This window comes from Cellulosimicrobium arenosum (assembly GCF_014837295.1).
Lineage (GTDB): Bacteria > Actinomycetota > Actinomycetes > Actinomycetales > Cellulomonadaceae > Cellulosimicrobium > Cellulosimicrobium arenosum.
In genome coordinates this window covers 369,604-388,437 of sequence record NZ_JACYHB010000003.1, presented here as the reverse complement: position 1 = coordinate 388,437, position 18,834 = coordinate 369,604, and the positions used below count along the sequence as shown (strand labels likewise).

The window sequence follows — 18,834 nt, the reverse complement described above, 5'->3', positions numbered from 1 at the left end:
CAACGGCCGGCTCGAGCACCTGCGCGGCTCCGCCCTCGGCTTCCGCAACCTGACCCACTACATCGCACGATCCCTGCTCGAGGCCGGCGGCTTCAGACCACGGCTACACCCTCAGATCGGATGAGCCGCTTTGCCACGGGGACATCCTTCCAGCGAGGACAGAATCCTCACAGTTCAGGTGTCAACCAAACCGGGGGCAGACCCTGGCTCTCATCCTTCCTGGATTGAGAGCCTCCGCCGAACCCGGGTCGATTCAAGGACCCTTCGATCGTGGGTGACCATATCGTACTGGTGGTCAGCGACCTCAAAAGACCAGCAGTGATTGCGCGGCCGCACGCTTACGCCGTCGCATACCGGTCCGGATCCTGAAGTACCCATTCACGGTACGCGCTCGCGTCGTACCCTGTCGCGGCGAGCAGATCAGTTGCCTCGTTCACGCACCGCTCAAACTCTTGCGCTTGCGTTCCAAGTACTTCATCGACCAGAACGCGTTTGCTGACACGCTTCGGAATGATCGCTGACTGTTCGCAAACCTTCTTCTCCGCCGAAGACTCGACGCCCACTGTCTTGACCAGCCCTTGAGCGTCGGGCTGAACAAACGGGTTTGGCTTGAACCGGATCGCCAACGACACGATGTCGTCGTCGCCGTTCTCCGAACCTGTGCGGTAAGTCATGAAGTTCCGGACCGAGGCCTTTAGTCCGTGGGTGACACCTTGCGAGACTATCCACTGGGTCAGTCCGAGCATGAATGCCTCGGCGGAGCCGACCAGCTCAGGCAGCCGTAAGGGCTGGCCGTCTGCCACCAGCCCCCAAGCCGATGCAAACTCAGCGGCGTATGCCGCGCACGTGTCATGGATGCTCTGCGCGACCTCGTTAAGTGACGCCTTGACATCTGTGTCGATGCTGTCGTCGTCCATGCGCGTCGTAATGAACAGAAGAAAGTCCTGATCTGAACTTCTCTGATTCTGGAGCAAGGCTTGCAGCGCAGCGAAATAGTTCGGGATACCTTCCGCCTTCTCCCGGCCAGCGAACCCACCACACAGATCAAGGTTGATGGCATGGAAGGGACCAGCGCTACGGACGCGCTGCCACGGAATTGATCGCGTGTCTCCAACCTCCCGGAAGTCGCCGGGAAAGACTTGGGACTCCGGGTCTATATGTTCAAGTCTGTTGATTGAGAACTGCGCAGAATTGAGTCCTGATTGACCCTCGTCGGACGGGAAGGCCGCGGTATTGAATCCGAGGTACCTGAGGCGGAGTCCACGTGGCATGCACACCGACTTAGCGAGATGTCGGATATCAAGAAGGTCGTTGCCTGGAAGTGTGAGGTAGCGCAGCTCGCTGTCGAGACCAAGATCTCGGGCAAGGAAGCCCAGCTCTCGTGACCACTGTAACGAACGCACGTACTGCTTCCGGGGCCTGTGCCAAGGCTGGAAATCGCGTTCAGCTCTTCCGGGGAATGGCACCGGGCCCTCGCCGAGCAGCGCGCTGAGGTCGTCTTCTGCCGATCCGGCAGCGGTCTCCTCAGCCAAGGTTCTCGGCTTCCAGGATTCCGAGAATGGAACCAAGCAGGTTGTCCTGCTCCTTTGGCGATAGCTGATCCAGGACTCCGTACACCGAGAGCACCTTCGTGATCGCTTCAAGCTTGCGCAGGCTGTCAGACTTGGGTGCCGCATCCCGCGCGTCGGGTATCTCCTCGAGAATCCGGTTGAGATCGAACGACTGAGTGATGCCCTCGTACCTCGGTGCCGGTCTATCACCGGGTCGCGTAAAGCGAACGTTTGGAACGACTCCCTCGCCGTCTGTCCTGAGGTCGTTCGCGGATTCGATGATTCGTGTGATCCGGTCCTCAGTGTCGCGCCTTGTCGAGTCGCGGGTTTCGCCACGCAACTGCTGTGCTTCACGCTTCTGCGCCGTGGCGAGCTGTCGCAGAGCACTGTGCACCCAGCGGGTGAGGAGAACTGTATGCGGATGGGCCGTATTGAAGCTTTCGCGGTCGATATTCAAGGCCGCTTCCAGACCCTGCTTGACGAAAATCTCGCAAGTGATCTGCCTCAGACGTGTTAGCTCCGCGACCTGGTAGTTGAAGAATGTCGAGTCGAACAGCGTGCCACTGGCGCCGTGGATACGGACGAGCGCGCCTTGATGTTCCGTTGGAGCGACCTTCGGCGTCCAGAACAGGTAGGCCTCAAATTCAAGCGGACCCGCACTGACGTCACGATCGAATCCACTGAAGTCTTCACGCAGCGATCCGACGAAGACCATTGGCTTCTTTAGCGCATGTTGAGTCGTAGGCAGTCCGCGGAACTTGAGGGGCCTGCTGAGCTGCACGCCGTCGAAGAGCACACGGAACTCGTCCTCCCTGTCGTCAGGGCGGGACAACCCCGCGAGCTCGCGGACGGTAGTCGCGCCCGAGTCGCTCGTCAGCTTCTGTGCGGACCCATTGCCGCTATTCGAGAGTTTGTAGAAATACGCCCAGTCGTCAGCGACGTCCTCTTCTAGGATGTTCTCTTCTACGTACGGGAGTGGCAATGCAAGGGCGAGGTTCCAGAGCATCTGGAGGTACGTATCGAAAATGTCCGTGAGCTTGACGGTGGTTCGGCCTTGGACGGAGGACCAGACGCTGTCGACCATGCTCTTGAAGGCGACCTCAGGGTCATCTTGGTCGTCCCAGGGCAGGCTGCGCAACTTGCCCTTGCGGTTTTCAACGTGGAGGTCGGAGTCGTCGAGGCGCCCGATGTGGAAGAGCGGGACGGTCGAGAGCGACTTCGCTTCTGCTTCAGCACTGATCGGGTGGTCGATGGCCTTCCAAAGCTGCTCACTGCACAGGCTGTCTCTGGTCTGAGGCCTGATCGCCGTTAGCACGATGGTTGTCCCTTGAGCGTCGGCGTCGTCAGTTGGCTCTCGCCATACTTGATAGGTGCCGGCTTTAAACTCAGTTTCGTCACCATCAGCTGGCTCATCTGCAAACTGTTGCAAGTTCACTAGGACGACGGTGCGGTAGGGATCACCTTCGGTCTTCGTGATGATCTGGAAGCTGTGCGTAAGCTGCGACACGGAAAAGATTCCGATGCCGAGCTTCCCGATCAACTTGCGCCCACCTGGACTTATTGTGGGATCGCCCTCGGACGCGATTCCAAGGTCTTGGCCCTGCTCGGTGCGCTTCGCACTACCGCCAATGTTGTGAAGCAGGTGAATGACAGCATCAGGTGTCATTCCCGTGCCGTTGTCCTCGATGGTGATACGGCTGAACTTCGGCGCATCAGTTTTGACCGACACCCAGGTGGCGTCGGCGTCGTATGCGTTCGCGATCAACTCCCTGATCGCCGATCCCGGTTGGCGGTAAATGCCGTCTGTCACACGCGCGATGACGCGGTCGTTGGTGGTCAGCACCGACTCGATCGAATCGGCCTGCCTCGTCACGTGGCGGAGCTGATCGGCTAGCTCCTGATCGCGGTTACGCAACGCGTTCATCGTCAGCCCTGGATGCCGTATCGGTTTTTGCTAGTGCGCGAATCGTGGCCTCGGCGAGAGCTTGCGCAAGCGGTGGCGGTACTGCGTTCGAAACCTGCTCCACCTGAGCCGATAGCGGGCCTTCAAGAACGAACTCGGGCGGAAAGCCTTGAAGCCTCATGGCCTCATAGATGCTCAGGCGGCGATGACCGTCCGGGTGCACGTGAATCTCGCGATGGCCGTAAGCGACTGTAGGGCTCGGGTCGTCCCAACTAAGACGCCGGAAACTCCGTGTGCTAGTCATCGTTTTATCAGGGTCGCTAAACCGCTTTGAAACGGGCTGCATGGTCCAGTGGTTCGGGTGATGCGGGATGTCCGCGGCCGTCAGTCCGCGAGCGAAGTACATCGGTTCTGGAAATCCCCCGATAGCGGTTCTTACGTCGAGATTCTCGCGAGGCGTCTTTTGTGGGGAGAAACCACTCCCCGCCTCGACAGACGTGAAAGCGGATATAATGACCCGATTTCTGTTCTGTGGGACCTCGAAGTCGAGTGCACAATACTCATCAACTCTCTCTACAAACCCGAGTTGCTTGAACTTTTCAAGAATGCCTGTAAAGGCGGTTTCGTGCTTAACGTCTTTAATGCCGAGCACGTTCTCAAAGAGGACAAAACGTACGTCGTATCTTTTCTGCAACTCCGCGACTATTTCCAGATATAGAATAGGAAGCCTGTTTCGCGGGTCCGATGCGAGGGCGGCCGGGTTGGCACGCGAGAACCCCTGGCAAGGGGGGCCGCCAATAACACCGATCGGTTCTCCATCCGTGAGGACGCCAGCGAGCTTTTCCAGAACTCCGGCCGGCTTCAGGTCAATAAGGTCAGCGGCGATCGAGGTGGTGTTCTTGAAGTTTCGTTTGTGAGTTTTTATCGCCCACTCCGAACTGTCCACGGCGAACGCCAGAGGGAAGCCCGCATCGCGGTAACCTAGGTCGAGACCCCCGGCGCCGGAGAACAGGCTGACGATCTTCGGCAACGCCATCCTGTCTCCCAACATCGATTGCGGCGGGGAGGAATCGCATCCGTGACGACCTCCAGGCCCGCGCACAGACGGACCCAGCGTGAGCATACCGTTGGTCGGCGACACAGCCCGCGAGGCTCACCGTACTGAATTGCCCCGGGTTCGGGTCGGAGGCTCTCAATCCAGGAAGGAGGGCCCTGACCCCTGATGGTGGACACGCGGGTGGCTCCACGCGGCGAGCGTCAGCGTAGCTGCGTAGTCGGCGGTCTCGTAGGCGATGGGGCTGCGGTGTCCGCAGGTCGAGGTGTCGGCGGCGGGTGTTGTAGCGGGTGATCCACGCGGAGACTTCCCGGCGTACGGTGGTCGGGTCGGGTCAGCCGTGTGCGCCGGCGAGGTCTCGCGTTTGAGTGTCGCGTTGAGCGACTCGGTCATCGCGTTGTCCGCCGTGGTCGGTGTGCATGACCGCCCAGTCCAGCTTGCCGCGCGCGGCGGCCGCGGCTTCCAGTACGTCGGTGACCAGGTCGGTGCGCATTTGGTCCGCGATCGACCAGCCGACCAGGCGCCGCGAGAAGCAGGCGATCACGGTCGCTAGGTAGACAAACTTCCCGTCCCCGCAGGGCAGGTAGGTAATGTCACCGACGTACTTGCTGTTCTGCTCCGTGGCGTGAAGTCCAGTTCGAGAAGGTCGGGCATGACCTGCGCGTCAGGATCGGGCACCGTGATGCGCACCCGCCGCCGCAGCCGGATCCCGACGATGTGGCGTTCACGCATCACCCGTGCCACACGCTTGTGGTTGACCCGCTGGTCAACCTCGACGCCGTCGTTGAACTCGGCGGTGATCCGTGGCGCCCCGCAGGCGCGGTCCTGGTCATGTATCGCGCGGATCCGCTTGGCCAGGGCCTCGTCGTCGGCTGCCCGCGCGGCACGAGCGGGCGCGGCCGCCAGCCATTTGTAGAACGAGGACCGGGCGATCCCGATCACCTGGCACAGCCGCTTCACCTCGAAGGTGTCCCGGTGGTAGGCGGCGAACTGGAAGCGGCTCACCAGTTCGTCTCCCCAGCGAAATACTTCGCCGCCGCACGCAGGATCTCCCGCTCGGTCGACAGCTTGGCCGTCTCGCCCTCGAGCTCGGCGACCCGTGCCCGCAGCCGGGCCAGTTCTTACGCGGGTGTCTCATCCTCCGGCCGGGTGCTCGTCGGCGGGCAGGACTGGCCACGGATCGGCACCCCCGGCGCCTTGAACCAACCCGACAACGTCGCATTCATGACCCCCAGGTCTCCGGCGATCCCCGCGACCGTGGCAGTCAGCGTCGAGCGATACAGTTCGACAGCATCACGACGGAACTCCGCCGAGTACGTCGTCCTGGCCACGACCAGATCTTCTCGCTTCCTCCGGGCCAGACCCGGAATCAGCGTGTCACCTGAATCGCCCCGGCTTCGGCGGAGGCTCGGTTATCTGGCTCCGGCCGTGACTTCGACCGGGGTGTCTGGAGCGTAGTCGTGCTCCCAGAACGTGTGCTCGTGCTCGGCCGGTGGGACGAGTCCGAGCTCGCCGTGCAGGCGTCGGTGGTTGAACCAGTCGATGTACTCGGCCACTGCGAGCTCGACGTCGGTGACGGACTTCCAGCCGCCGTGCGGGCGCATGACGGGGTTGCGGATGCACTCGGCCTTGAACAGCGAGTTGAACGCCTCGGCCATCGCGTTGTCGTAGGAGTCGCCCTTGGATCCGACCGAGGCGACGGCCTCTGCTTCGGCGAGCCGCTCGGTGTAGCGGACCGCTCGAGATTGGACTTCGCGGTCCGAGTGGTGCGTCAGACCCGAGGCGTCCTGCCCGGCCCGGCGGCGTGCCCACAGGCCCATGTCCAGGGCGTCCAGCGCAAGGTCGGTGCGCAGCGACGTAGACACCTGCCAGCCCACGACGTAACGGGAGAACACGTCCAGCACGAACGCCGCGTAGACCCACCCCGCGTGCGTGCGCACGTAGGTGATGTCCGCGACCCACAACCGGTTCGGCGCGTCGGCGACGAACTCCCGCTCGACGAGGTCCGCCGGCCGCGCTGTCTCCGCGTCCTTGCTATGGGTGGTGCGGGTCGTCTTCTCCCTCGGGATGCCGCGCAGCCCTTCAGACCGCATCAGCCGCTCGACGGTGCACCGCGCCACGGGCGTGCCCTGCCGGTTCAGCTCGCCCCAGACCTTCCTGGCCCCGTAGACGCCCAGGTTCGCCTTGTGCACCTGACGGATCGCCGGAACCAGCTCGGAATCCCGCACCGCCCGTGCGGACGGCTTCCTGGACCTGGTCGCGTAGTACGTGCTCGGAGCGATCTGCGCGCCGGTGGGCAGATTCAAGCGGTGGGCGCAAGGAGCTCTGCGAACTTCTCTGATGGTGTCAGATAGCCCAGCGTCTTCCGCGGCCGGCCGTTCAGGCTGTCCTGAATTGCGACGAGCTCCTCGGGGCCGATGACGCTGAGGTCGGAGCCCTTCGGGAGGTACTGGCGCAGCAGGCCGTTGGTGTTCTCGTTGCTGCCGCGCTGCCATGGCGAGTGGGGATCGCAGAAGTAGATCGGGATCCCGGTCGCGGTCGTGAACACAGCGTGGTTCGACATCTCCGCGCCCTGGTCCCAGGTGATCGTGCGCGCCAGCGATGACGGCAGCTTGGTGATTGCGGTTCGCATCGCGGTCTCGACCTGCTCGGCGCTCTTCCCGTTTGGCAGGTGCAGCAAGAGGGTGAGGCGAGTGGTTCGTTCGACGAGGGTGCCGACGGCGCTCCGGCTTCCCTCGCCGAGGATGAGGTCGCCTTCCCAGTGGCCAGGGACCGCGCGGTCGTCGGCTTCGGCGGGACGTTCGCTGATCATTGTCATGCCCGGGATCCGGCCGCGACCGTCGGTGGTTCCGCGGGCCTTCCGCGCGCAGCGACCAGACCGCAAGCAGCGTGCGAGCTCGCGGCGCAACTCGCCTCGGCCCTGCACGAACAGCGATTGGTAGATCGTCTCGTAGCTCACGTGCATCTCCGGGGCATCGGGATGCTCCAACCGTAGGCGCGCTGCGATCTCCTGAGGCGACCAGAGGTCCTTCAGCCTTGTAGCAACCTCGTCGAAGAGCGGGCCAGCAGCGAGCTTGAACGACTTCGGCCGCCGCGTCTGCTCACGCGCGTGCGCGTGCGCATGCCACGCTGAGTACCGCTCGCGCCCGCCGCCCCGCTTGACCTCGCGACTGATGGTCGACACTGCCCGGCCCAACCCCTTCGCGATGGCAGTGAAGGAGTCGCCGCGAGCGAGACCAGTCAGGACCTCCTCGCGCTCCTCGATGGTCAGACGCCCGACGCGTGGCTCCCACCCGAACGGCGTGGCATCCAGGTGCCTGCCGGTGCGGACCATGAGGCCGACCATCGGCGCGCTGCAGCCGATCTCTCGAGCAATGTCGACTCTTCGCCAGCCGTTGGCATCAAGCCGCAACGCCAACTGCTTTTGCTCGCGACTGAGATGACCATGCTTGCCCTGCATGCGGACCCTCCTGCGATCGACGGATGCCTCATCTCACAGGACCCGTTGCGCTGACCGCTTGAATCCGCCATGTGGTTCGCCCGCCGCAGCTCACGGTTCTCCCGCTCCAGCTCCGCGATCCTGACCGCGTCCGTGCTCGTCGTGCCCGGCCGCTTGCCCTCGTCGACCTCCGCACGCTTGACCCACGTGCGCAGGGCCTCCGGGTGCACGTCCAGCTGGGCCGCGATCCGACGGATCACGACCATCCGCTGCCCCTCGACCGCGATCGCATCCAACGCCATCCTCGTGGCCCGCTCACGCAACTCCTCGCTGTACTTCTTCGGTGCCGCCATGACTCTCATCCTTCCTGGATTGAGAGCCTTCGCCGAACCCGGGGCGATTCAACCTCACGGGGTCAAGGCCCTTCTCGCATCTGTTGGCTCATCCACCTCCAGACAGACGTGCCGTCCGCCGTCATCGGATCGTTCTGCGCGAGGTAGATCCACGAGAAGTGGCCGGGGTAGGTCTGCTCGTCCCACTCGACGGAGTCGTAGAGCGTGATGAGCGAGTCGGGGAGCAGGTCGTGCGCCCAGACGCTCGACCGGTCGTAGGGCACGGTGGCGTCGTCGCGCGAGTGGATGAACCACGTCGGGGTGTCGGCGAGCCGGGAGACCTCCTCGGCGTCGGTCCGGTAGGTCGGGTCGCGGAACAGGGTGATCGCGGGCGCGACGGAGACAAGGGACGCGAACGTCGTCGGGTAGGCGGCGACGAGCTCGATCGACATGAGCCCGCCGGCGGACGCACCGGCGACGTGGATGCGGCTCTGGTCGATGTCGTACGTGCGCGACAGCTCCGCCACGAGGGTGCGCAGCTGCTCCCGGTAGCCGGCTTCGTCGGCGTTGTACCAGGTGTCGGGCACCTGGGGTGCGACGACGTACGCGCCGCCGAAGATCCGCTGGGCCTCCCGCGTGGTGAACCCCAGCGCGCCGCGGTTCGCTCGCAGCTGGGCCTCGTTCTGGTAGACCCCGGGCAGCCCGCCCTCGCCGTTGCCGTGCAGCCAGACGACGAGCGGCCGGTCCCCGCGGGTCCGTGCCGGCTCGTAGAGGCGGTACTTCAGCCCGTCGCGGGTGGTGCCCCGCGCGAACGCGTCGACCTCGGGGTCCCTCAGGTCCCCCTGCCGGAACCGCTCCACCGTCACCTCGCGGCCGTTGCGCAGCTCGATGGGCTCGTCCTGCGCGATGGTGTAGTCGAGGTCGAGCAGCACGTTGCGGCCCTCGGGGAGGTACTGGAGCGTCCCGGCACCGGCCCCGGCCGCGAGCGACAGCCGGACGTCGCCGCCTCGGGTGACCTCGACGTCCGTCACGGTGCGGTCGACGTCGAACACGACGTCCGACGGACCACCCGTGGCCACGCCTTCCGGCAACCGACCCACCGCCTGCACGGTGAACGCGGAGGGGTCCACGGACGCGGCCCGGATGCCCGGGAGGCGGTCGAGGTCGAGCGTCACGGACGTGACCTGCTCGCCGCCGTCGAGCACCGTGCCGTCGAGGGTGAACGAGACCGTGCCGGGGTCGAACGGATGGTGTCCGTGACCACCGCCCCCGTGGCCGCCGTGGGCGCTGCCGGGGAGCGCGGTGACGAGCGCGAGGACGACAGCGCTCGCGACGACCGATGCCGTGCGGATCGACTTCATGACAGCTCCTCGTCGTTGAGGGATCACATCGTTGACCGACTCAACCTACTGTCGGTCGACGACCCGGACATCTCGGAGCGAGGGTGCGATCATCCCGGGTCATCGAGCCGAGGGCGCGGTCACGCCCCGCCGTCGAGCATCCGGGCAGCGATGGAGACCACCAGCACGATGACGATCACCCCGACGCACCACAGGATCCCGGTCAGGCCGGGTCGGGGCTCGTCGGGGCGGCGTCCGTCGTCGGGCCGTCGGCGTGCCATGCAACCCAGCACATCACGCCGACCGGAGCCGGGCACCCGCGCGCGAGCTGCGGACCGCCCTCGTAGGCTCGCGGGACCTGCGCTCCCCGACAGAAGGACAGGCTGCACAGCATGACCGAGAGCTCGACCAGCACGACCGCGACCGGCCGTATCGTCCTGCTCGGGGCGACGGGCTACACCGGCGCGCTCGTCGCGCACGAGCTGGTCGCGCTCGGCGCGCGCCCGGTTCTCGCCGGTCGCTCGCAGGACCGGCTGGACGCGCTCGCCGCGGACCTCGACGCCGCCACCGGCATTTCGGACGGCACGGACGACACGGACCACACCGGCGGATCCCGGCGGCCCCGGCTCGAGACCGCGCTGGCCGACGTCGACGACCCGCGGTCCGTGCGCGCGCTGGTCGAGCGCGGCGACGTGCTGGTCTCGACGGTCGGGCCTTTCGTCCGTCACGGCGCGCCGGCGGTCGAGACCGCCGTGGACGCGGGCGCCGTCTATCTCGACTCGACGGGCGAGCCGGCGTTCATCCGGCGCGTGTTCGACGAACTCGGACCGCGGGCGGAACGCACGGGCGCGGCTCTGCTGACGGCCTTCGGGCACGACTGGGTGCCGGGCAACGTCGCGGGCGCGGTCGCGCTCCAGGACGAGGGCGCGGCCGCGGCGCGCGTGGACATCGGCTACTTCCCCCAGGGCGCCACCACGAGCGGCGGCACGCGGGCGAGCGGGCTGGCGACGGTGCTCGAGCCGTCCTACGCGTGGCGCGACGGTCGCCTGCGCAGCGAGCGGGTGGCCGCGCGCGTCGTCACGTTCGAGCTGGGTCCCGGGCGACGCGTCCGCGGGATCACGTCCGGGGGGACCGAGCCGTTCGCCCTGCCAGGTCTCGCGCCCGGACTGCAGGACGTCGAGGTGGTCCTCGGGCTCTCGGGCCGGGCGGTGCCGCTCGCTCCCGTCGCGACGGCGGTCGTGTCCGCGGCGCTGCGTGTCCCGGGCATCGGGACGGGACTGCGCCACCTCGCGCGGGCACGGTCGTCGGGGTCGACCGGCGGACCGGACGCGGCGACCCGCGCGACGTCGCGCACACGCGTGCTGGCGGACGCGCGGTCGCCGTCGGGCGAGCTCCTGCGCCGCGTGCGCCTCGACGGGCCGGACCCCTACGACCTCACCGCTCGGTTCCTCGCGTGGGGCGCGACGAGCGCCGCCGCGGGCGGCGTCCGGGGCACCGGGGCGCTCGGGCCGGTGCAGGCGTTCGGTCTCGACGATCTGCTCGCCGCGAGCCGCGATGCCGGCGCTACGGTGACTGTCGTCCGGTAGCCACCGAACCTCGACACCTGCGGAACCTGTCGCGCGGTCAGCCCCCCGCGTCGACCGCCTCACCTCCCGCCGAACCTGTGGAAAGGCCCGATAGGGCGTGTCGAGGCGCTGCTAGGGTGCGGCGGATCGCGCAGGTGGCGGGTCTGACGGCCGGGGCCTCGTGGCGCAGGCCGAGGCGGATGGGGGCGGGCGATGGGGTGGCGTGAGGGGTACCCGGCGGAGGGCGATCTGTCGGGGTTGGTGCGTGCGGAGTCGGTGCTGGGGACCGCGATGGAGCGGTCGGACGAGCTGGTGCAGGGTTTGACGTGGACCGGGCAGGCGGTGGCCGAGGTCTGGACGGGTGCGCCGTTCGACGCGTGGGCGGAGCGGGTGCAGGCCACGTCGGCGTGGTGCACGCAGATGTACGAGATCGCAGACACCGCGCGGCGTGCGGTGGCGGCGTACGTGTCCGGGGTGGATGAGCTCGTCGCCGAGCACGCGGCGATCTGCCTGTCGATCGAGGACGTGGAGTCGCGGGCACGGGCCGCGGGGGTGCCGGTCGAGGCGGACCTGGCATGGATGACGGTGCGGCGGGGCATGTTCGCCGGGGTGGGGACGGGTGTCGAGAGCGGGACCGGGTCGGGTGCGACAGGACCGGCGCCGTTGTGGACGGTGGAGGCGTTCGAGGACGAGCTGTGGGGGCTCGTGGAGCAGGTGCAGGGCCTGGCCGAACGCCGCCGCGCGCTGGACACGCGGCTGCGGGACACGGTGGCGGGGGTGGTCCCGGCGGGGTGGGCCGCACGGCGGGAGGTGTTCGCGGCGGCGGGAGTGTCCGAACCGCGGAAGATGACGCCGGTGGTGCTCGCGCAGGCGTTGGCCGGGCAGGTGAGCTCGGGACCGACGGCTACCGACGAGGTGCTGCAGGCGTTCTTCGACGAGTACGGAACGCAGGAGCAGGTGATGTCGGCGTTCTTCATCGCCCTGGGCGGGCGAGGAACGCTCGGACTGATGGACGGCGGCGGCGGCCAGTACGACGACGTCCAGGGCAAGGACCTGGAGCTGGTGCGCGCAGTGCGTGCGGGTTTCGCCGTCGGGTCGGCGGGGTGGAGACGCGAGCGGGCTGAGGTGTTCGCGGACGGGTTGTTCGGGAAGATCGACCCGAGCGAGGACCCCAGGACGTCGGGATGGGCGATCGTGACGCTCGCGACGTTGTTCGAGGGGCCACCGTACGCGGGCGAGCAGGTCGCGGTCGCGGTCGCGGACCGGTTGGACGAGCTGGACCGTCGTTGGCCCGTGGTCGCCGACGGGTACATGCTCGGACCGCACGCAGTGCTGGAAGCGGAGCGTAAGGTACACGGACTCCGGGTCCTGAATGACACAGGTTCTCGAAGTCCCGCGAACGCAATCCTGCGCACGCTGGCGCAGTATCCGCAGACGGCGTCGGACTGGCTCGTCGCTGCACCGCACGGAGGCCGGGTCGAGCACTGGTTCGGCGCGTACGCATGGGGTGACCGGGGTGGGTTCGACGGGCCGCTGGCCTTGCTGTCCGCGACCCAGGACCCATCGGTGCGGGGCGTGAGCGCGTCGGACGGTGAGGTCGTGCTGGACCTGGTCGCGATGGAGCGCGCGGCCCGACTGGCTTCGCGCGGACTGACTGGACTGGTCGAGAACCCGACGTGGCGCATGGAGGAGCTGAACGCGGCAGAGTGTGTGCTGCTCGCAGACGTCATCAACGCGAACTGGGTCGCGATCCACACTCGTTGGACCGACAGAGAAGCAACCGCCTCGTCCGATGACGCTGTCATATCGGGAAAGCCGGAGTTCGCCCGGACTGAAGATCGGCTGCCGTTGGCACAGTTCGAGCCGGACGTCGTGACAAGGATGTTCGGGGCGGCCGGGTTGACCGACGAGGGGCAAGCCCGGCTGCAGCAGGGGTACCGCGAGTTTGTGGGAGCGTCCATCTACGCCGCGTCGGTCTCAGGTATCCCGGTGACGGACCAGGTGCGCGAGGTGCAGAACCTGATGTCCGTGGCGGTGGAGCGGATCGAGGGCTCCGAGGACTGGGCACGTCTAGACGTCGTGGGCCGTGCGGCGCAGGACGCGTCGTCGAACGCCGCGACGACGCTGCTGTTGCTGGGGATCCTGGCGAGCGGGGTCCCTACGGCGGGGGCGACGTGGGCCATCGCGATGGGGGCGGGGATCGGCCTCAGCGCACTCACGCTGCAGACCAGCGTCGACGCGCGAGCGAACGAACGGATCGCCGGCGTCGAGGACGACACCAAGGCGGGCATCGACGCTCGGTACCGGGCCGAGCTGACCGGCGACCTGACCGTCGCCGCAGCGCTGCTCGACGTTCCGTTGCCGCCACACCCGTCAACGCTCTCCTCGCCGTTCTCCGCGTCGCTCGCCCTTTCCGGGCCACCCACGATGACCGAGGACTTGTGGTTGGACGCGTGTACCGAGGCCGTCAACGACGAGTACGCCCGACTCTCGGGTGCGCAGCCAGGCTCGCAACCGTTCGATGTGAGCGAGAAGGCGTGGACGCGTCGCACCGACCAGGAAGGAAGACCGAACGACGGATGAGGAGCACGCGCAGAGCAGGCGTGGTCGCACTGGTCTTGTGCACCATGGGGCTCGTCTCGGGGTGCACGACACCATCTCCGGCTCCCAAGCCGACGGATCTGTCGCCGACTGTGATGGAGACGCCGGAACTGGTCTGGCTTGACGACAGGGAACCGTCGTCGACGCTGGAGGACGACGAGCGGGTACGTACGATCCGCGCCGCCGAGATCGGGAGAACCATGGCGTGGAACTCCGGAGACTTCACCATCGCGCAGCTCACCGAGAGCGCCACGCGAGGGCATATCGCTGCCTGGGTGCGGGCGTATCGCTCGGACGGAGAAGGGCGACCGTATGACCCGGGTCCCGCCCCGTTCGAACCTCTCGAGCTCCTCGAGGAGTTCGAGGACGGGGGCGGTGTCGTGCAGGTCTGCAAGCCGAGCCTGGGCCTGAGCTGGATGTTCGACACGATCGACTCGTTCGACGAGCGGCATGGGCAGATCGGCCGGGGCGCGTCGACGTGGAGGGTGACGGTGGTGCGGGAGGACGGGCGGTTGAAGGTGGCTGATCGTGATCCTCGTGGTGGGGAGTCGTGCGATGTGTCCGGTGTGGCTGTCGGGTTGTTCGACCCCGAACCGGCGGCCCCCGACGTACCGCCCGAAGAGCCGGTGCGTGCACCGTTGTTCGAGAGCTCGTGACCGACGTCGAAGACCGACCCGGGGCCGCTGACGGTATGTACAGGTACGGACAAGGCGTGGGGAGTACTCCCCTGGTCAGGGCAGCACGGCGGCGCTACGGTTCTCCCGACCACGAGGGGGACCCATGGCACCGGGACTGTACGGCGCAGACGTCGCGCAGCTGCGCGCTCTCGCACAGGACGTCCAGCGCGCAGCGGACACGATGACGTCTCTGACCGCGTCGCTGTCGTCGCTCGTCTCGTCGTCGGCCTGGCACGGTCGCGACGGCGACGAGTTCCGCGGGGCGTGGGACGGGCAGTGCGTCGCGCTGCTCCGCTCGTGCTCGGCGACGCTGTCCGACGGCGCGCAGGCGTTGCGCCGCAACGCGGACCAGCAGGAGCGCACGAGCACCGACTCCGGCGGCGGTTCCGGCGGCGGTCCGGGCACGCCGGGGCCGGGCGGAGGCAGCGGTGGCGGTGGCGGCGGCGGGCCGATCGGGATGTCCGTCCCCCCGATGGGTCCGCTCCCCTTCGGCCCCGGGGGCCCGGGAGCACCCGGAGGTCCGAGTGGCGACCCCGGCGACGAGCCGGGCGTAGCGGGTGGGGAACCGTACGTCGTCGGGCCGCCGACGAGGCCCGACATCGAGTGGGACGAGGACTTCGTCTACGACAGCGAGGACGCCGACCCCTCCGACTACCGGGACTGGATCGAGTGGAGGGGCAAGGCCGAGGCCACGCGGCTCCACCCCGGGCTGCAGGACGCCGGCGAGTTCTACCGGCACTACCTGGGGAACTCGGGCGACCCGATGACGTTCGACTACGAGAGCGCCTACGCCGACGACCCGGCGATCACCGCGAACGTCGACGCGGAGATCGCACGCACGCAGCAAGGAGTCGAGGACCTGATCGCGGCAGGGAACACGGACTTCTCCGTCACCGGGGACCCGTCGCCCACGTCGTCGTACCCGCAGACGGAGAACTGGCAGAAGACCATCGGCGCCTACCAGCAGTGGAGCAGCGCCGACGTCGAGGTCCACGGCGACCAGGTGACGATGCAGGTCACCGTCCACGCCGAGGACTACTACAACTTCAACCGGGACCAGTCGGACATCGCGTCGGGCACCTCGGACAACGTCAACGGACGCTTCACCGAGCTCGGCTGGGCGCAGCCGTTCGAGAGCTCCGGTACGGTCGAGCGCACGATCACCTGGACCCTCGGGGACCCGGGGTCGGCCACCGTCACCGGCGCACCGGAGGGACGATGACACGAGCACGGCGCCCGACGCCGCGTCGCACAGCCCGCACGACGGCGGCGGTCCTCGTCCTGCTCGCCCCCGCGGCGCTCGCCGCCTGCTCGACCCCGTCCGATCCCAGCACCCGAGGCACCACGGAGACGACCATGACCGACCGCGCGACCCCTGCGAAGAACGGTACCGGTGAGGTCCGTACGGACCTCGAGCCCCTGACGACGCGCTTCTCCGCGCTCGGGACGCCAGTGAGCGCGACGTGGCTCTCGGGAACGGTCGGCGACGAGGACGTCCCCGGACCGACCACCTACTGGATCGACGCGGTCGTCGAGCTCGACCCCGCCGTCGTGCAGCAGCTGGTCGCGGACACGGACCCGCAGGAGACGACCGGATCCCCCGCCGTCGTCGGCGATCTCGAGGACTCGCTGCCCGACGGCCCGCTCCTGACCGGCCCGGCCCTGGACGCCGCGTTCGCGGAGTCCGGCTTCACCGCCACGGCCTACCTCGACCAGGACGATGCGACCGTCGTCCTGGTCACGCTCGGCGAGTAGAGGTCCGCACACAGGTCGGCACCACGGCCCTCCCGGGCCGTGGTGCCGACGTGCGCTGGATCAGCGACTGCTACGGAATCAGCGAGCGATGTCGGACAGCTCGGCGGCCGTGATGATCAGCTGCCGCTCCGCACCGAGAAGAACACCCTCGTCGACCAGGTCGCGCGTCAGCTCACGCACGTGACGGACGAACTCGAGGTGGTTCTCGTAGTAGTCCCACTCGGCGATGTGGTCGTTGACGGTGCAGCCTTCGCCGTCGTCGAAGTTACCCACACCGCTGTCGTTGCCGTCGATGATGACGGTCGGACGCACGTCCGAGCCCGGGCAGCGGTCGCGCCGCAGCTCGAGCACGGTGAAGGTCACCTCACCGGTCTTGGAGACGGTGCCCGCCCCGTTGACCGCGCGGTAGCGCACGACGTGCTCGCCGTCCGCCGCGATGACGAACGGTGCGGCGTACCGCTGCCACGCGCCGTCGTCGACCTGGAACTCGGTGCGGTCGACGCCCGACTCCTCGTCGACGGCCGTCAGGGTGACGGTCACGCGACCGACGTACTCGCCGTCACGGTTCATCCCGCCACCCACACCCGCGGTCACCTCGGGGCCCTCGGGTCCCGAGTCGCCGCCCTCGAGGACGACGACGACGCTCTGCGGTGCGGAGACGTTGCCCGCGACGTCGGTCGCGCGATAGTCGATCGTGTGCTCGCCCGGGCCGCGCACCGAGATCTGCTTGGCGTACGGGGTCCAGGCTCCGCCGTCGATCCGGTACTCGACGGATGCGATGCCGGAGTCGTCGTCGGTCGCGCGCAGTCGGACGAACGCGGGACCGGTGTGCTCACCGGCGTCGTTGACCTGGCCGTAGACGCGGTGGTCGACCTCCGGCGCCACGGTGTCACCCGTGTCGGACGCGACGACCACGAACGTGATGGTCGCGGCCTCGGAGACGTTGCCCGCCTCGTCGGTCGCCCGGTAGGCGAGGGTGTGCTCGCCGGGCTCGTCGACCACGACGGCCTCGGTGTAGTCGGCCCAGCCCGCACCGTCGAGGTCGTACTCGACCGAGGCCACGCCGCCGTCGTCCATCGCGGTGACCATGACCGACGCGGAGCCCACGTAGGAGCCGTCCTCGTCCTGCGTGCCGCTGACCTCGGTGCCCACCGTCGGGGCGGTCGTGTCGCTGCCGCCCTCGGCGACGACCGTGAAGCTCGTGGTCGTCTCCTCGGACACGTTGCCGGCGACGTCGGTCGCCCGGTAGACGACCGTGTGGTCGCCGGCCTCGTCGACCGTCACGGGCTCGGTGTACTCGGTCCAGCCCGCGCCGTCGAGGTCGTACTCGACGCTCTCGACGCCGGACGCGTCGTCCGTCGCCTCCAGCGTCACCGTGGCGGAGCCGACGATCGAGCCGTCGTCGTCGCGCTCACCGGCGACCTCGGCGGTGACCGTCGGGGCCGTGGTGTCGTCCTCGCCGTCCCCGGCGACGACGGTGAAGGTCGACGTGCCGACCTCGGAGACGTTGCCTGCCTCGTCCGTCGCGCGGTACGAGACGGAGTACTCACCGGGCTCGGTGAAGGCGACGGGGGTCGTGTACGGGAGCCACTGGCCGTCGACCTCGTACTCGACCGACGCGACGCCCGAGCCGTCGTCCTCCGCGGTCACCATGAAGCTGGCCGTGCCGACGTAGGCGCCGTCCTCGTCCTGCTCGCCCATGACCATCGGGGTGACGGTCGGGGCCGTGGTGTCCTCCTCGCCGCCGCCCTCGACGACCGAGAACTCCGCGGTGCCGGGCTCCGACGTGTTGCCCGCCTCGTCCGTCGCGCGGTACTGCAGCGTGTGCGCACCGACCGTCTCGACGTCGAACGGCTCGGTGTACGCCTGCCAGCCGGCGTCGTCCAGGTTGTACTCGACGCCCGCGACGCCGGAGTCGTCGTCCGTGGCGGCGAGGGTCACGGTCGCCCCGCCGACGTACGCGCCGTCCTCGTCCTGGTCGCCCGTGACCGTGGCGGTGACCGACGGCGCGGTCGTGTCGTCGCCGCCCCCGCCCTCACCGGTGACGACGAGCTCGCCCCACATCCCGCCGTGCCCGGGGATGGCGCAGAAGTAGCGGTACGTGCCGGGCGTGAGCACGACCTCGGCCTCGTGCAGGCCCCCGCTCGCGTCGAACGGGCTCGAGAGGATGTCGAGCGTGACGTCGTGGTTGTAGCCGGCCGTCGACGTGTCGAACGTGAGGGTGTGGCTCATGCCGAACGTGTTGCCTGTGGCGATGCTGTTCTCGAACACGATCGTCGCCGCACCGGCCGTGGCCGTGGCCGGGAACGTCAGGTAGTCGTCGATGCTGTTGCCCGCGGTCCACGTGAGCGTCTGCTCCGCGGCGACGGCGGCGTCGGCCGCCGATGTGCTGTCGGTGACCGCGGGCAGGGAGCTCGCGGGTTGAGGTGCGGCCGTCGCCGGGGCGGCGGACATGACCGTTGCGGCGGTGAGTCCGGCGACCACGGCGGCTGCGAGCCGCCGGCCGCCGCGCGCTCGCGCGGTACGTCGATCCATGGGGGTGCACTCCTCGTCGATGTGCAGGGGGGTGGGACAGGTCGTGGGCCCGGGCCGGGCCCTGGGTGGTGTGCGCCGCCGGA

General features: G+C 67.9%; 13 protein-coding genes and 2 pseudogenes. 5 read left to right on the top strand and 10 right to left on the bottom strand.

The window, feature by feature from the left end:
• Positions 1–338 precede the first annotated feature (338 nt).
• The 9 genes and pseudogenes from IF651_RS06205 to IF651_RS06170 all read right to left on the bottom strand — a co-directional run bounded on the left by IF651_RS06205 (position 339) and on the right by IF651_RS06170 (position 9,899).
• A complete protein-coding gene (locus IF651_RS06205) occupies positions 339–1,532 on the bottom strand; it encodes a PP_RS20740 family protein (RefSeq protein ID WP_191828212.1) in 1,194 nt (397 codons plus the stop codon).
• Entirely contained in the window at positions 1,525–3,474 is a 1,950-nt protein-coding gene (locus IF651_RS06200; protein ID WP_191828211.1) for an ATP-binding protein, read from the bottom strand. The genes IF651_RS06205 and IF651_RS06200 overlap by 8 nt, the downstream gene beginning before the upstream one ends.
• Positions 3,458–4,489, bottom strand: a complete 1,032-nt coding sequence (locus IF651_RS06195; protein WP_191828210.1) for a DNA cytosine methyltransferase — start codon at positions 4,487–4,489, stop codon at positions 3,458–3,460. The genes IF651_RS06200 and IF651_RS06195 overlap by 17 nt, the downstream gene beginning before the upstream one ends.
• 156 nt (positions 4,490–4,645) lie before the next feature.
• Positions 4,646–5,838 (bottom strand): annotated as a pseudogene (locus IF651_RS06190) (IS3 family transposase).
• Positions 5,839–5,919: 81 nt separating this feature from the next.
• Entirely contained in the window at positions 5,920–6,813 is an 894-nt protein-coding gene (locus IF651_RS06185) for an IS3 family transposase (RefSeq protein WP_191828209.1), read from the bottom strand.
• On the bottom strand, positions 6,810–7,967 hold the full coding sequence (locus IF651_RS06180; RefSeq protein WP_191828208.1) for an IS30 family transposase: 1,158 nt from the start codon (positions 7,965–7,967) through the stop codon (positions 6,810–6,812). Before IF651_RS06180 ends, IF651_RS06185 begins: the two co-directional genes overlap by 4 nt.
• 68 nt (positions 7,968–8,035) lie before the next feature.
• Positions 8,036–8,299 (bottom strand): annotated as a pseudogene (locus tag IF651_RS18340) (transposase); the annotation flags it as partial.
• A gap of 62 nt (positions 8,300–8,361) precedes the next feature.
• Complete coding sequence (locus tag IF651_RS06175) at positions 8,362–9,639, bottom strand: carboxylesterase family protein (protein WP_191828207.1); 1,278 nt, start codon at positions 9,637–9,639, stop codon at positions 8,362–8,364.
• A gap of 119 nt (positions 9,640–9,758) precedes the next feature.
• The gene (locus IF651_RS06170) at positions 9,759–9,899 is read right to left on the bottom strand and encodes a hypothetical protein (RefSeq protein ID WP_191828206.1); all 141 of its coding nucleotides are present in this window, start codon (positions 9,897–9,899) and stop codon (positions 9,759–9,761) included.
• 111 nt (positions 9,900–10,010) lie between these two features.
• Between IF651_RS06170 and IF651_RS06165 the strand changes: the two genes are divergently transcribed.
• The 5 genes from IF651_RS06165 to IF651_RS06145 all read left to right on the top strand — a co-directional run bounded on the left by IF651_RS06165 (position 10,011) and on the right by IF651_RS06145 (position 16,216).
• Positions 10,011–11,204, top strand: a complete 1,194-nt coding sequence (locus IF651_RS06165; RefSeq protein WP_191828205.1) for a saccharopine dehydrogenase family protein — start codon at positions 10,011–10,013, stop codon at positions 11,202–11,204.
• A gap of 192 nt (positions 11,205–11,396) precedes the next feature.
• The gene (locus tag IF651_RS06160) at positions 11,397–13,766 is read left to right on the top strand and encodes a hypothetical protein (RefSeq protein ID WP_191828204.1); all 2,370 of its coding nucleotides are present in this window, start codon (positions 11,397–11,399) and stop codon (positions 13,764–13,766) included.
• A 20-nt stretch (positions 13,767–13,786) separates the two neighbouring features.
• On the top strand, positions 13,787–14,440 hold the full coding sequence (locus tag IF651_RS06155; RefSeq protein WP_191828203.1) for a hypothetical protein: 654 nt from the start codon (positions 13,787–13,789) through the stop codon (positions 14,438–14,440).
• A gap of 124 nt (positions 14,441–14,564) precedes the next feature.
• On the top strand, positions 14,565–15,683 hold the full coding sequence (locus IF651_RS06150; protein ID WP_191828202.1) for a hypothetical protein: 1,119 nt from the start codon (positions 14,565–14,567) through the stop codon (positions 15,681–15,683).
• The gene (locus IF651_RS06145; protein WP_241744142.1) at positions 15,680–16,216 is read left to right on the top strand and encodes a hypothetical protein; all 537 of its coding nucleotides are present in this window, start codon (positions 15,680–15,682) and stop codon (positions 16,214–16,216) included. The genes IF651_RS06150 and IF651_RS06145 overlap by 4 nt, the downstream gene beginning before the upstream one ends.
• Before the next feature lie 78 nt (positions 16,217–16,294).
• On the opposite strand, the gene IF651_RS06140 is transcribed toward IF651_RS06145, so the two are convergent.
• Positions 16,295–18,751, bottom strand: a complete 2,457-nt coding sequence (locus IF651_RS06140; RefSeq protein ID WP_191828201.1) for an OmpL47-type beta-barrel domain-containing protein — start codon at positions 18,749–18,751, stop codon at positions 16,295–16,297.
• Positions 18,752–18,834 lie beyond the last annotated feature (83 nt).